The organism is Candidatus Pelagibacter sp. PS_44 (assembly GCF_059417735.1).
In genome coordinates this window covers 526157-540802 of the sequence record NZ_CM182063.1, presented here as the reverse complement: position 1 = coordinate 540802, position 14646 = coordinate 526157, and the positions used below count along the sequence as shown (strand labels likewise).

Sequence of the window (14646 nt, the reverse complement as noted above, 5' to 3'; positions counted from 1 at the left end):
ACTGGCAAATCTCATCATATCAAAAAAGTTTCTTTTTTTTTAAAAAAAAAAATATTGCTTTTATAAAAATCAGAGAACCTGGTGGAAGTGTTAATTCAGAAAGAATTAGAAAACTTATTTTAGATAATAAATCTAACTTTAATAAAGAAACTGATCTGCTTTTATATTTATCTGCAAGAAGTGAAAATATTGAACTTATTAAAAAAAATAAAGGTAAAAAAATTATATTAATAGATCGTTTCTCTGATTCTACAATTGCATATCAGCATTATGGGATGGGTGTAAATCGTAAATTAATAGAAAATATTAATAATCATTTACTAAAAGATATAAAAATTGATTTTACTTTTTTAAATATAGTCAATAATTATAATATGAAAAAAAGACTTGGCCAGAGAAAGAGACTTAATAGATACGATAAGTTCGATACTAAATTTTATAATAAAGTTCAAAATGGCTTTATAAAACTATTAAAATTAAAACCAAAAAAATATATTAAGATTAATTCTAATATGAATATAAAGATTAATGAAAAGATTATATTGGATAAAATCAAAAGTTTAATTTAAGGATATGAATTTAGAACCTTCAGAAAATACATCAATTTATGGCTATAAATATTTTTTTAATGAAATTATTCAACTTTATAATAATAGAAAAATGCCTAATAAGATTTTATTATCGGGCAAAAAAGGTTCAGGTAAATCCACTTTTGCTTATCATTTAGTCAATTTTTTTTTATCAAAAGATGAAGAATTAAAATATGATTTAATTGAAAATAAGATTAATTCTGAAAATAAATCTTTCAAGTTATTACAGAATAACTCTCATCCAAATTTTTATTTGATTGATTTACTGGCTGAGAAAAAAAATATAGATGTTGCTCAGATAAGAGGAATGATCTCTTATACAAATAAATCTACTTTTAATAATCAAGATCGATTTATAATGATTGATAATGTTGAGTATCTTAACAAAAATTCTATTAATGCTTTACTTAAAATCATAGAAGAGCCTAATGAAAATATTTATTTTATCTTAATAAATAATAGTGAAAAAAATATGTTACCCACTCTAAAATCTAGATGTATAACATTTAAAATTCATTTTTCTTTTGATGAAACTGTCAATATATGCAATCAAATACTTAATCAAAATATTTTAAATGATTTAAATCATGATTTGATTAATTATTATTGTACCCCTGGTGAAATTATTAAATTGGTTCAATTTGCAGAAGAAAAACAAATTAATCTTAAGGACCATGATGTCTCTTCTATAATAAGTTTAATTATTGAAAATACATATTATAAAAAAAATATATTTATTAAAAATTTGTTAATTAATTTTATCGAATTATTTTTATTAAAAAGATATAAAACATCAAATAATAAAAATTTTTTACTAAATTTTTATCAAAGTTTTATTCAAAAAATTAATAATACTGAAAAATTCAACCTTGATGAAGAGAGTTTATTTTTAGAATTTAAATCAAAAATATTATAAATGAATAAAAATTTTTATATCACTACACCAATTTATTATCCTTCAGCAAAGCCACATATGGGGCACGCATACTCAAGTATAACAGCTGATTTTTTTGCTAGATTTAAACGTATTGATGGTTTTAAAGTACATTTTTTAACTGGTACAGACGAACATGGCTTAAAGATTCAAAGAGCAGCTGAAAGTAAAAATATAGATCCTCAAATTTTTTGTGATGAGATAAGTCAAACTTTTAGAAATTTGTCTAATACATTAAACTTATCAAATACTGATTTTATTAGAACTACTGAAGATAGGCATAAAAAAACAGTTCAATATTTATGGGCTCAACTTGAGAAAAATGATGATATCTACTTATCTAAATATTCAGGTTGGTATTCTGTTTCAGACGAAGCTTTTTATACAGAAGAAGAGATTTCCGAAAAAGAAAATATTAAGATAGCTACTTCATCTGGATCCCCTGTTGAATGGATTGAAGAAGAATCTTATTTTTTTCGTTTATCTAAATGGCAGGATAAGTTGCTTGAATATTATAAAGATAACCCAGATTTTATTTCACCAAAATCTAGAAAAAATGAAGTCATCAGTTTTGTAAAAAGTGGTTTAAAGGATTTATCAATAAGTCGTAAAGCTTTTTCTTGGGGGATTAAAGTTCCAAATAACCCAAAACATGTTATCTATGTTTGGTTAGATGCATTAACTAACTATATTAGTGCTTTAAATTATCCAAATACAGATGATGATTTGTTTAAAAATTTTTGGCCTGCCTCAGTTCACTTAATAGGCAAAGATATATTAAGATTTCATGCTGTTTATTGGCCAGCTTTTTTAATGGCAGCAAAAATTACATTACCAAATAAAGTTTATGGTCATGGTTGGATTTTGTCTGGCGACGAAAAAATGTCAAAATCAAAAGGTAATATACTTGACCCTCTTGATATTATTGAAACTTATGGCCTTGACCCCTTGAGATATTATTTAATTAAAGAGGTTTCTTTTGGTAATGATGGTAATATTTCTCAAGACAGGTTAGAAGACTGTATTAATAGTGATCTTGCAAATAATTATGGCAATTTATGCCAAAGAGTTACAGCATTTGCTGAAAAAAATTGTCAATCCAAAGTTCCTGATATCAAAAATTTTATTGAGGAGGATTTATTAATGTTAAATAAATTTTCAGATAATATGCCTTTAATACGTAAAGAAATTGATAATCAGAACATAAATTACTATATTAACTTTATTATTAATGCACTATTTGAAGCAAATAAATACTTTAATGATCAAGAACCTTGGAAAAAAAAAGATGACCCACAAAGACTTGCTACAATAATATATACATCTCTTGAAATGATTAGAAAAATTACTTTCATGCTTTATCCTATTATTCCAGAGTCAGCCATCAAAGCTCTAAATATATTTGGTCTTAAAGAAGAAGACATTGACTTTAATTCTATAGGAGAAAATAATTTTCTTAAGTCGGGAGAGATAATTAATAAAATTGATATTTTGTTTAAAAAGATTGAAAAAAATGATTGATTCACATTGTCACTTAGATCATGAACCGCTTTTAGAAAATTTAGACGAAGTTATTAAAAGGTCTAAAGATGTGGGCATAACTAAATTATTAACAATATGCACTACATTAGATAGTTTTAATAGAATTAAAGAAATTATAAAAAAAGATCCAATTATATATGGAACATTTGGAATCCATCCTCATGAAACTAACGAAAATTTATCAGTAGATAAAAATTTCATAATCAAAGAAGTTAACCAAAATGACAAGATAATTGGAGTGGGAGAAACAGGATTAGATTTTTTTTATGACCATAGTGATAGAAAAAAGCAAATAAGTTGTTTTAAGGCACATATTGATGCTGCAATAGCCCTAGATAAGCCCATTATTATTCATTCAAGAGAGGCTGAAGAGGAAACTTACCAAATTCTAAAATCTTACAAATCACAAGGATTAAAAATTTTAATGCATTGTTTTACGGGCTCTGCAACTTTTGCCAATAAATTATTAGATTTAGATGCATTTTTTTCTGCAAGTGGAATAATCACATTTAAGAATAGCCTTGAATTACAAGATACATTTAAAACTATTCCATTAAATAGACTTCTTGTAGAAACTGATAGTCCTTTCTTAGCTCCTATACCTATGAGAGGAAAAAAAAATGAACCTAGCTTTGTTAAATATACACTCGAAAAATTATCTTTAATTAAAAATCAAACTATTAAAGATATGTCAAATTTGACAACTGATAATTTTAATAGACTTTTTGGTTTTTAATGTCAGTTAAATTTGTCATACTCGGTAGTGGGAGTTCAATGGGAGTACCTAGAGCTGATGGTTACTCTGGTAATTGCGATCTAAGAAATAAAAAAAACTTTAGAACACGATGTTCCGCCTTGATTAAATTTGATAATCAAAACATCTTAATTGATACCTCTCCTGATTTAAGAACACAACTTTTACAAAATAAAATTAAAAAAATTAGCAGAGTTTTTTATACACATCTACATGCCGATCAAACTCATGGTATTAATGATTTAAGACCTTTTTTTCTGATTAATAAAAAACAAATTCCTGTATATGCAGATAATCTTACAACTAAATATTTGCTATCAACTTTCGGTTATTGTTTTAAATCTTCACATGGATATCCATCAACACTAAAGATTAACCCTCTTAAGAATAAGCATATGTTCATTAATAAGAATAAAAAAATTTTAATTGAATCTATACCAGTTGAACATGGTAAAATTAAAAGTGTTTGTTATATAATTAATAAAAAATTGGCATATGCTAGTGATATAAGTTTATTTTTTAAAAAAGATTATACAAAATTAAAAAAAATTGATTACTTAATTATAGATTGCTTGTGGTATAGAGATCATTCTGCTCATTTTAATCTTGATCAAGTCTTAGAACTGGTTAGAGATCTTTCACCAAAAAAAACAATTTTGACAAATATGCACAGTGATCTTGATTATGATAAGTTAAAAGAAAAATTACCAAAAAAAATTATTCCTGGTTTTGATGGACTTACAGTAAATTTATAATACCGACTCTATCTTATTAATAATTTTTCCTGACATGGGTGTTACAAAAGAATTAAAAGTGTCTTCTATTTTACCCTGTTTATTAATCAATATTTTATGAAAATTCCATTTTGGAACTGTAGAGGTACCATAATTTTTCTTTGCCCATTTATATATTTCGTGAGCATTGTCTCCTTTAACATCAAACTTATCTGTCAATGGAAAAGTAATATTAAAATTAGTTTCACAAAAATCTTTAATTTCTGCATTAGATCCTGGTTCTTGACCTCCAAATTGATTTGATGGCACTCCTATAACATAAAAACCTTTATCTCTATATTTTTCGAATAGTTCCTGTAGTCCAGTATATTGTTTTGTAAAACCACACTTACTAGCTACGTTTACTAGTAAAATAGTTTTTCCTTTGTATTGATTTAAATCAATAACTTCATTGTTTATATTTTTGATAGTATGATCAAAAAATATTTTTTCATATTTTGCATCGACCTTGTTAAAAAAAGAGAACATTAATATTGTTAATATAATTATGAAATATTTACTATTATACATGATCTATTTTTTAGAGGCATATAATAAAATAAAATAGCCAAATATAGTTGATAAAAGAGAACCAGAAAGAACACCAATTTTTACACCATCCATATACTGAGTATTTTCAACAAATGCTAAATTTCCAACAAACAAACTCATAGTAAAACCAATACCAGTTAATATTGAAACACCATATAAACTTAACCAGTTAGACTTATCGGGCATTTGTGCTGCTCCTAATTTTACTGCAAGATATGATATAACCATCACGCCAACTTGCTTACCAACAAATAATCCTAATAATATACCCAATGGAACGGGGGCCAACAAACTAGAAAATGATAATCCTGTTAAATTCACACCAGCATTTGCAAAAGCAAATATAGGCATAATGATGAAGGCTACATAAGGGCTTATTGCGTGCTCAAGTTTAATTAATAAAGAAAAGTCTTTTTCTTTAGCTCTATGAGGTATTGTTGATGCAAGTAAAACACCTGCAATAGTTGCATGAATGCCAGATTTGTAAGTAAAAAACCACATAAAGGATCCAATTATCAAATAAGGAATAAATTTCTTAATGCCAAACTTATTTAATATTAGTAACAAAATATAAGAAATCAAAATTAAACTTAAATAACTAATACTTAGATCTCCTGAATAGAAAAAAGCAATAATTAATATAGCACCAAGATCATCAATAATTGCCAGAGCAGTTAAAAAAATCTTTAATGAAATTGGAACTCTTGATCCTAATAAAGATAATATACCTAAAGAGAAAGCAATATCTGTTGCTGAGGGTATAGCCCAACCATTTAATGTTTCTGAATTACCAAGATTTATTGAAACATAAACTAGCGCAGGAATTACCATCCCTCCAACCGCACCTATGATTGGAAGTAGTGCTTTTTTTAAATTAGAAAGCTCACCTTGTATAAATTCTCTTTTAATTTCTAAAGTAACGAAAAAGAAAAAAACAGCCATTAGCAAGTCGTTAATCCAATGATGAACAGAAAGTTTTAGGCCAAAATTATTTACACCAATAAATAAATATTGTTCAAGCGTATTAAAATATAATTCACTTAGATTTGAATTACTTATTACAAGAGCGATTATTGCAGCAATCAATAAAACTAATCCACTTGCTGCCTCCAATTGAAAAAACCATTTAAAGGGCTTTGATAAAGTTTTGATCATAAATTAGAATAAATCACGAATAAATAGACCTATATCCCTAAATGTTTCATACAAATTATAAAGTAAAAGTTCAGTATCTGGGACAATTTTTCCTAAAGGTGTTTTAAAAGTATCTATAATAATAATAAAAGCAGCAAAAGATATTATTGAGACAACTAATATATTTAATATTCTATAATTTTTTTTATCAGGCAGGGGTTCAATAATTCTTTCTTCTTTAACATTTTTTATTTCATCATTTGAGGATTTTTCAGAAGAATTTACATGATCCTCTTTTGGAGATATAGTCTCTTCTTCTTTATTATTTTGAATTTCAAGTTTAGTTAATTCTTGAGGTGTCTCTATTTTTTTTTTGAAAAACCATGTATTGTTACAAGCACTACACTGTAACAGACGACCTTCTTCTGGAATTAGATTGGCGTCTAAATTAAACTTTTTATGACAATTGTTACATTGAACGATCATATAGTCTGTATATACGATTCTTCTTAAAAAGCCTTATTTTTGATGTTCTTTATTCTTTGAAATTATGAATATCTAATGTATTAGTACCTCAATCGGGGCGTAGCGCAGCCTGGTAGCGCATCTGGTTTGGGACCAGAGGGTCGCAGGTTCAAATCCTGCCGCCCCGACCATTTTATGAAAAAAGCAATAATTTATATTCCAACAAAAAACTCAATGCAGTCTGGACTTGGTAAATCTGATAAATGGCTTATTAGATTTGAAACAAATGACTCGGGATTAAATCCTTTAATGGGATGGGAATCTAGTTCAGATACATTATCAGAATTAAATTTAGAATTTTCTACAAAAGAGTTAGCCATTGAATATGCAAAAAAAAATAAAATAGATTTTGAAATTATCGAACCTCAAAAAAGAAAAACTATTAAAAAGTCATACGCAGATAATTTTTTAAAATAAAATATGTTTAGATTTTTTAAATTAAGAAAATGGTTTTTGTGGTCGTGGGTTGGGTCATTTACAATTTTATTATCATTATGGGTACAAGTTATAATTGATGTAAAAATTAATGAGTGGTTTGGTGTTTTTTACGACATGATTCAAAAAGCTCTTGCTACACCTAATGCAATAACTATTGAAGAATATTGGGCTACTTTAGTATCGTTTATTTCACTCGCAGGTATTTATATTGCTCTTTATGTTGTCATTATTTTTTTTACTTCGCACTTTTTATTTAGATGGAGAGCTTCAATGGTTGAGTGGTACCATACGGTCTACGACAAAGCTGGTAAAATTGAAGGTGCATCACAGAGAGTACAAGAAGACACAATTAAATTTACTCGTTATATGGAAGATCTTGGCACTTCATTTATAGAGTCAGTAATGCTTTTAATCCAATTTATTCCAATATTATTAGGGTTATCAATTGGTATACCAATTTTCTTTTTTGGGGATTGGCAATATGGATTAATTACGGGTGCTCTTTTGTGGACTATTGGTGGGACTATATTTTTAATAGGTTTAGGCTGGCTATTAAGACTTGTTGGTGTCGAATATGATGTACAAAAAAAAGAAGCTGCATATAGAAAAATATTAGTAATAGCCGAAGATGATGGCAGCATAAGACCAAAAACAATTAATGAATTATTTGAAGATGTTCGTTCAATCCATTATTTAAAATATTTACGTTATCTTTATTTTAATATTGGGAGAATGGCTTATTTGCAGGCTAATGTATTGTCTGCTTATGTTTTTTTAGCCCCAGCTATTGTTGCAGGTGTAGTAACACTAGGAGTTATGCAGCAGATTATTAGAGCCTTTGGTAGAGTTGAAGGTTCAATGCAGTACCTTATAAAAGCATGGCCAACTATTATAGAATTAGCAAGTGTTTATAAAAGGTTGAGAGAATTTGAAACTAAAATTAATTTATCAAAAACAGTTGAAGAAAAATTTTAATGTCATTAGACAAAAAGTATATTGAACACTTTGTAAATGTTTCATCTAGAGCAGCATTGGCTTCATCTTATTTAGTTGGAAAAAAAGATAAGATTGCAGCTGATCAAGCCGCTGTGGATGCTATGAGAATTGAGCTTAATAAAATAGATATGAATGGCACTATTGTTATAGGTGAAGGAGCATTAGATGAGGCACCACTTTTATATACAGGAGAAAAATTAGGAAACAAAAAAGGACCCGAGTTTGATATTGCGGTAGATCCCCTCGAAGGAACAAATTTTGCAGCAAATAATTTACCTGGTGCGATATCTGTTATTGCTGTTTCTGAAAAGGGAAATCTTTTTAATGCACCAGAAACATATATGGATAAAATTGCTACCGGTAATATAGAAAAGGGTTTAATTGATCTTGATTTTTCAATAAAGAAAAATATTTCTAATTTAGCAGAATTTTTAAATAAAGACATTTCATCTATTACAGCTTGTGTAATGGATAGGCCAAGACATAAAAAAATTATTGAAGAACTAAAACAGCTTAATGTTAAAATTAAACTTATTACTGATGGAGATGTTTTAGGTGCTTTATATGTTTCAAATCCCAAATATAATGTGGATATATTTTTAGGTATTGGTGGTGGTCCAGAAGGCGTCCTGGCAGCTTCTGCTCTTGATGCTTTTAATTGTCATTTTCAAGGAAGATTTATTTTTGATAATGACAAAGATATTAATGAAGCAAAAATAATGGGCATTAAAGATTTAGATAAAAAATATGAATTAAAGGAAATTGTTAAGGGAGATTCGATTTTCTGTGCAACAGGAATAACTTCTAGCGAGGTATTATCCGGTATTCACATACAAGGTAATAGGTATAATTCAGAAACTTTAGTTACACATAAAAATACTAATTTTAGGGAAATATTAAAAAGATCCAATATTCTTGAAGAATGATTTCAGTTTCGGGTAAAAACTGGGAAGAAATAAAAATTAATCAAAATTCAGTAGATAAGTTAAAACAAGATTATGGTTTTAATGATACTTTATCCAGATTAATTATTTCAAGAAAATTTAATGAAGAAGAAATCGCTTCAATAAATAACAATCTTAATCTTAATAATGTTTTTCTTAATACAGATGATTTTAAAAGATCAGTTCAACTAGTTTTAGAGTCTATAAAAAAAAAGAAAAAATATGCATTTTAGGAGACTACGATGTAGATGGGTCGGCTGCAACATCATTATTTGTTAAATTTCTTGATGATATAAAACACCCATATTTTTATTATATACCCGACAGACAAAAAGATGGCTACGGTGCAACTAAAAAACTTTTTCAAAAATTAATATTGAGAAATCCAAAACTAGTTATCATGGTTGACTGTGGCTCAACATCTAATGAGGCTATTGATTTTTTAAATGAAAAAAAAATAAAGTCTCTAATAATTGATCACCATGAAATTAATAAACCGTTTCCTGATGCTAACTCAATTATAAATCCAAAAAAAAATAATGGTTATAATGAATATGATTATTTATGTGCAACAACACTTTCTTATTTTTTCCTAGATCTATTAATTAAGGAAATCAAGTGTAACACTATAATTAAAGATTATTTGATTTATGTTTTATTAGCTACAGTATGTGATGTAATGCCTATAAGAAAACTCAATAGATTGATTGCAATAAATGCGCTTAATAATTTTGATATTGAAAAAAATCTTCTAATTAAAACATTATTTGAATTAAATAATAAGAAAAACAAAATTAGTATTAATGATCTTGGCTATTTAATTGGACCAATATTGAATGCTGGTGGAAGATTGGGCAAATCTGAATATGCTACGGAGGTACTATCATCACCGAATGATAAAATCATAAATGATAAGTGTATAGATTTAATAAAATTGAATGAAAAAAGAAAACATATTGAAGGTTTGATATTAAATGAGATTAATTTTAAAAAAATCGAAGAGAATAACAAAGATGTAATCATCTACTATAGTCCAAATATTAATGAGGGTTTGATTGGAATTATTGCAGCAAGATTGAAAGAATTTTTTAACAAACCATCTATTGTTATCACTTCATCAAATGATTTATTAAAAGGATCTGCAAGATCTGTTTATAATTATAATATTGGACGAGTTATTAAGAATTTGTTAGATGAAAATATAATAATTGGAGGAGGAGGTCATAATATGGCCGCTGGATTTACTTTGAGTAAAGAAAATCTTAAAATATTTACTGATTATATATTGGAAGATTTTCAAAAAAATATAAATTTGAGAAATAATACTTTTTATTACGACTCAGAAATTTCATCTCATTCTTTAAAGAAAGAATTTTATGAAAATTTAAAAAAAATAGAACCTTTTGGAACTGGAAACACGTTACCGACATTTTTAATAAAAGATTTAACAATTCTAAAATCCAAAATATTGAATAACAGCCACATATCATTGATATTAAAGTCAAAAACAGGATTTTCTATTAAATGTATATCCTTTAATTCTATTAATACTAAAATGGCTGATTTTTTAATAGGGTATAAAAAAAATATTAATGTTATAGGACAAATAAGTGAAAGCATATGGAATAATAAAAAAACTCTACAATTAACTATAAGAGACATTGTGCTATAGTTTATTGCGCTTGATAAATAATGACTTTTAAAATAAAAGATCACAACGTGGTCCCTTCGTCTATCGGTTAGGACAGCTGGTTTTCATCCTGCAAAGGGGGGTTCGATTCCCCCAGGGACCGCCATAATCCTTATGTATTATTTTACATATATGCTTAAATCTATCACTCCAGGGACTAAAAAGAGTTATGTTGGATATACTATAGATATTGATAAAAGATTAAATAAACACAATTCCAACAAAGGCGCAAAATCTACTAAAGGTTACAAGTGGAAATTAATTTATAAAAAAAAATTTAAAAGTAAAAATGAAGCAATGTCATTTGAATATAAACTAAAACACAATAAAGTATTAAGAAAAGAGATTTTAGAAAAATATAACAAATGACAATTTCTGTATTATTACCTTATAAAGAAAATTTTTCACCTCAATATGCAGGTGCTGTATCATTATTTGTAAACGATATTACAAAAATCAGTTCTTTTAACAAAGATATTCTTATTTTTGGTAACACCCAATCAAAAAATAAATTATCCAAAAATTATGTAAACTTAGAGTTAAATAGAAAAATATTTAAAAGTACTAGTAAAATTTATGTTGAAACTTTTCTTGAAGCACAAAAGAAATTAAATACAGAACTTATAGAGGTTCACAATAGGCCAAATTATATAAAAATGATTAAACAAAAATATATAAATAAATTGTTTTTATATTTTCACAATGATCCTCTATCAATGAATGGTTCGAAATTAATTAATGAGCGTATCTATTTATTAAATAATTTAGATAAGATTATATTTAATAGTAAATGGTCACAAAAACGTTTTTTTATTGGTTTATCAAGCCAAAAAAATTTACTTAATAAAACATCTGTTTGTTTTCAGTCATCATCAAAAACTAAGATTAATTTTAAAAATAAAAAAAATATTATATCTTTTGTTGGAAAATTAAATAAAGCTAAGGGATATGATATATTTGGTCAGGCTATAATTAGAATATTAAATAAATATCCTAATTGGTCTGCTAAAGTTTTTGGAGATGAACCGAGAGAGAAATTATCATTTAAACACAAAAATTTAAAAATATTAGGTTTTAAGAATAATGAATATATATTAGATAATCTAAAAGAAATTAGTATTTCTGTGGTGTGTTCTAGGTGGGAGGAACCTTTTGGCAGAACAAGCTTAGAAGCTGCTAGCAGAGGTTCAGCCGTTATAATTAGTGGAAGAGGAGGCTTACCTGAAACAAGTAATTCAGCAATAATTTTAAAAAAATTAAATCACATTAGTTTATTTAATAGTATTGATAGTCTTATTAAAAATAAAAAAAAATTGTTAAAAACTCAAAAAGAAAATTACAATAATTTTATTTACACTCACAAATATGTTTCTGATATTATTGATAACTTAAGAAAAGTTTTCATATCTAAAGAAATAAAAAATTTTTATATCAAAAAAAAATATCCACTAAAAATTATTCATATAACAAATTTCAACCAACGTTTTAATGGTCGTTTACATTACAATACAGGAAAAAGATTGCAAAATGGATTTGTTAGATTGGGTCATAATGTTTTAGCTATAAGTGATAGAGATATAATTAATAAAAATAAATCTTTACAAGATATTAGTGGAAAAAAAAGTTTACAAAATTCAATTATTAAAACATATAAAAATTTTAAAGCTGATTGTATTATTTTAGGTCACGCAGACTCTGTTGAAAATAATACCTTACAAGAATTAAAAGATTCAAATAAAAACTTAAAAATATGCCAATGGTTTTTAGACCCTGTAGTAAAAAATGGACCAGATTATATTAAAAATAATGAAAGAATTAATAATAAAGTAAAATATTTAGATGCAACATTTTTGACATCTGACCCAAAAATATTAAGAAATAAAATTAAAAATTCTTTTTTCATTCCAAATCCTTCAGATCATTCTTTTGAAACATTAAAAAATTATGAAAAAAATTGTAATAACGATATTTTCTTTGCAATGAGTCATGGAGTACATCGAGGTTCGTTAAAAATAGGCAAGAATGATGATAGGGAATTCTTTATAAATAAACTTATTAATAAAAACAAACTTATCAAATTTGATTTATATGGCATGAACAATGTGCAGCCAGTCTGGGGAGACGAATTTTTATCAAGAATATCCAATTCTTCAATGGGGCTTAATTTAAGCAGAGGGCCGGCTGCTAAATATTATAGTAGTGATCGTGTGGCGCAACTATTTGGTAATGGACTACTTACATTTGTTAATAAAATAACTCAATTTGATGATTTTTTACCAAAAAATACCTTTATAAATTACCAAGACATTGATGACCTTAGTTTTAAAATTAATAAATATAAGAAAAACGACAAAGAAAGAAAAAAAATAGCAAAAAATGGTAGGGATTTTTATTTAACATATATAAATTCAACTTTAGTTGCTGATTTTATTTTATCTAAAACATTAGATATAAAAAGTAAAAATAGTTTTGTATGGGAAAGATAATAATTTAATGAAGGTTATTAAAAATAGATTTAAAGATTTGCTCGTTATAGAAGGTGAATTACATAAAGATAAAAGGGGATATTTACGAGAACTTTATTTAGAAAAAATTATAAAGAAAAAATTTAGATTTCAAATTATTTCCAAATCTAAAAAAAATGTTTTAAGAGGTCTACATATTCAAACTATAAATTCTCAAGGAAAATACCTATCTGTAATAAAAGGTAAAATTTTTGATGTTATGGTTGACTTAAGAGTTAAATCAAAAACATTTGGACAATATTATTCTTTAATACTTAGCAATAAAAACTGTAAAAGCATTTATATTCCTGAAGGCTTTGCACACGGTTTTCTTGCTTTAGAAAAAGAAAATATAATCTCTTACAACTGCACGAACTATAGAAATGCAAAATCTGAAATAACCTTAAATTGGAACGATGTTGATATTGGTATCAAGTGGCCTAAAATAAAACCTATTCTATCAAATAAAGATGCTAATGGTTTATCTTTTAAGAATTTTATTACTAAAATTAAAAATAATTAATGAAGATAGAAGAACGTCTTAAAGAAAAGTATTTGTATAAAAAAGGATTTAATTTTTTTAAAATATTTTATTTTATCTATCAATATTTTAAAACTAGAAAAATTCTTAAACAAAATACTTTTTATTCGAATTGGGGCCTAGATATGTTGGCTGATGATTTTTTCAAAAAAAAAGAGTATGGCGTATATATTGATATTGGCTGTCACCAACCTTTATTAAATAATAATACTTATAGACTTTATAAAAGAGGTTGGACTGGAATTAATATTGATTTAGATTTTAATAGTATTGATTTATTTAATTTTTTTAGAAAAAAAGATTTTAATGTAAATGCTGCAATTTCAGATAAAAATGAGGATACAGATTTATATTTTTTTCATAATAGATCAGCTATTAATACTTTATCAAAAGAAACTGGGGCAAAAGCTAAAGAAATTAGAAAAATAAGAACTCGTACATTAAATGATATTATTGAAAATAGCCCATACAGAAATCAAAAGATAAACTATTTAAGTATAGATGTGGAGGGTCATGAAATGAATGTATTAAATGGTTTCGACATAAATAAATATAAACCTGAATTAGTTGTTTTAGAATTTATAGATATTAAAATTAAAGAATATTACATGAATAAAATTGATAACATTATATCTTCAGAAATTTATAATTTTATGACAAAACACAATTATAAATTAATTAACTGGGTTCATGACGATTTGGTTTTTGTACCAAACAGTACAAATTAAT

At 26.2% G+C, this 14646-nt stretch carries 17 protein-coding genes and 2 tRNA genes; 16 read left to right on the top strand and 3 right to left on the bottom strand.

Annotated features, from left to right (window positions below; all coding sequences use genetic code 11):
• The first annotated feature begins 8 nt into the window (after window positions 1–8).
• From tmk to AC5SLO_RS02985, 5 genes are read left to right on the top strand one after another with little or no spacing between them, the layout of a single operon-like run.
• Window positions 9–569 (top strand): dTMP kinase, encoded by a 561-nt coding sequence (tmk, locus tag AC5SLO_RS03005; RefSeq protein WP_494573779.1) that lies wholly within the window; start codon window positions 9–11, stop codon window positions 567–569.
• 4 nt (window positions 570–573) lie between these two features.
• Window positions 574–1506 (top strand): DNA polymerase III delta subunit-related protein, encoded by a 933-nt coding sequence (locus AC5SLO_RS03000; protein ID WP_494573703.1) that lies wholly within the window; start codon window positions 574–576, stop codon window positions 1504–1506.
• Window positions 1507–3045 (top strand): methionine--tRNA ligase, encoded by a 1539-nt coding sequence (gene metG, locus AC5SLO_RS02995; protein ID WP_494573702.1) that lies wholly within the window; start codon window positions 1507–1509, stop codon window positions 3043–3045.
• The gene (locus tag AC5SLO_RS02990; protein ID WP_494573701.1) at window positions 3038–3802 is read left to right on the top strand and encodes a TatD family hydrolase; all 765 of its coding nucleotides are present in this window, start codon (window positions 3038–3040) and stop codon (window positions 3800–3802) included. Before metG ends, AC5SLO_RS02990 begins: the two co-directional genes overlap by 8 nt.
• Window positions 3802–4575, top strand: a complete 774-nt coding sequence (locus AC5SLO_RS02985; RefSeq protein ID WP_494573700.1) for an MBL fold metallo-hydrolase — start codon at window positions 3802–3804, stop codon at window positions 4573–4575. Before AC5SLO_RS02990 ends, AC5SLO_RS02985 begins: the two co-directional genes overlap by 1 nt.
• Here the strand turns inward: AC5SLO_RS02985 and AC5SLO_RS02980 are convergent.
• Genes AC5SLO_RS02980 through AC5SLO_RS02970 form a run of 3 tightly spaced genes read right to left on the bottom strand, consistent with a single transcriptional unit; the run spans window position 4570 to window position 6765 of the window.
• Window positions 4570–5082, bottom strand: coding sequence for a glutathione peroxidase (locus AC5SLO_RS02980; protein ID WP_494573699.1), 513 nt, complete (start codon window positions 5080–5082; stop codon window positions 4570–4572). The genes AC5SLO_RS02985 and AC5SLO_RS02980 overlap by 6 nt on opposite strands.
• Window positions 5083–5127: 45 nt before the next feature.
• Entirely contained in the window at window positions 5128–6300 is a 1173-nt protein-coding gene (nhaA, locus tag AC5SLO_RS02975) for a Na+/H+ antiporter NhaA (RefSeq protein WP_494573698.1), read from the bottom strand.
• Window positions 6301–6303: 3 nt separating this feature from the next.
• Window positions 6304–6765 (bottom strand): zinc-ribbon domain-containing protein, encoded by a 462-nt coding sequence (locus AC5SLO_RS02970; protein WP_494573697.1) that lies wholly within the window; start codon window positions 6763–6765, stop codon window positions 6304–6306.
• A gap of 93 nt (window positions 6766–6858) precedes the next feature.
• Here AC5SLO_RS02970 and AC5SLO_RS02965 point away from each other — a divergent pair.
• The 11 genes from AC5SLO_RS02965 to AC5SLO_RS02915 all read left to right on the top strand — a co-directional run bounded on the left by AC5SLO_RS02965 (window position 6859) and on the right by AC5SLO_RS02915 (window position 14645).
• Window positions 6859–6935 (top strand) — tRNA-Pro (locus AC5SLO_RS02965).
• A 4-nt stretch (window positions 6936–6939) separates the two neighbouring features.
• The gene (locus tag AC5SLO_RS02960) at window positions 6940–7221 is read left to right on the top strand and encodes an ETC complex I subunit (RefSeq protein WP_494573696.1); all 282 of its coding nucleotides are present in this window, start codon (window positions 6940–6942) and stop codon (window positions 7219–7221) included.
• A gap of 3 nt (window positions 7222–7224) precedes the next feature.
• A complete protein-coding gene (locus AC5SLO_RS02955; RefSeq protein WP_494573695.1) occupies window positions 7225–8217 on the top strand; it encodes a putative transporter in 993 nt (330 codons plus the stop codon).
• Window positions 8217–9164: a class II fructose-bisphosphatase gene (gene glpX / locus AC5SLO_RS02950; protein ID WP_494573694.1), complete on the top strand. Its 948-nt coding sequence runs from the start codon at window positions 8217–8219 to the stop codon at window positions 9162–9164. The genes AC5SLO_RS02955 and glpX overlap by 1 nt, the downstream gene beginning before the upstream one ends.
• On the top strand, window positions 9161–9415 hold the full coding sequence (locus tag AC5SLO_RS02945; protein ID WP_494573693.1) for a hypothetical protein: 255 nt from the start codon (window positions 9161–9163) through the stop codon (window positions 9413–9415). Before glpX ends, AC5SLO_RS02945 begins: the two co-directional genes overlap by 4 nt.
• Complete coding sequence (recJ, locus tag AC5SLO_RS02940; protein WP_494573778.1) at window positions 9361–10854, top strand: single-stranded-DNA-specific exonuclease RecJ; 1494 nt, start codon at window positions 9361–9363, stop codon at window positions 10852–10854. Before AC5SLO_RS02945 ends, recJ begins: the two co-directional genes overlap by 55 nt.
• Window positions 10855–10903: 49 nt before the next feature.
• Window positions 10904–10978 (top strand) — tRNA-Glu (locus AC5SLO_RS02935).
• Window positions 10979–10986: 8 nt separating this feature from the next.
• A complete protein-coding gene (locus AC5SLO_RS02930; protein WP_494573692.1) occupies window positions 10987–11241 on the top strand; it encodes a GIY-YIG nuclease family protein in 255 nt (84 codons plus the stop codon).
• On the top strand, window positions 11238–13358 hold the full coding sequence (locus AC5SLO_RS02925; RefSeq protein ID WP_494573691.1) for a glycosyltransferase: 2121 nt from the start codon (window positions 11238–11240) through the stop codon (window positions 13356–13358). The genes AC5SLO_RS02930 and AC5SLO_RS02925 overlap by 4 nt, the downstream gene beginning before the upstream one ends.
• A 7-nt stretch (window positions 13359–13365) precedes the next feature.
• Entirely contained in the window at window positions 13366–13899 is a 534-nt protein-coding gene (gene rfbC, locus AC5SLO_RS02920; protein ID WP_494573690.1) for a dTDP-4-dehydrorhamnose 3,5-epimerase, read from the top strand.
• Window positions 13899–14645 carry an FkbM family methyltransferase gene (locus AC5SLO_RS02915; RefSeq protein WP_494573689.1) on the top strand — a complete coding sequence of 249 codons (747 nt, stop codon included), beginning with the start codon at window positions 13899–13901 and terminating at the stop codon, window positions 14643–14645. Before rfbC ends, AC5SLO_RS02915 begins: the two co-directional genes overlap by 1 nt.
• Window position 14646: the final 1 nt, after the last annotated feature.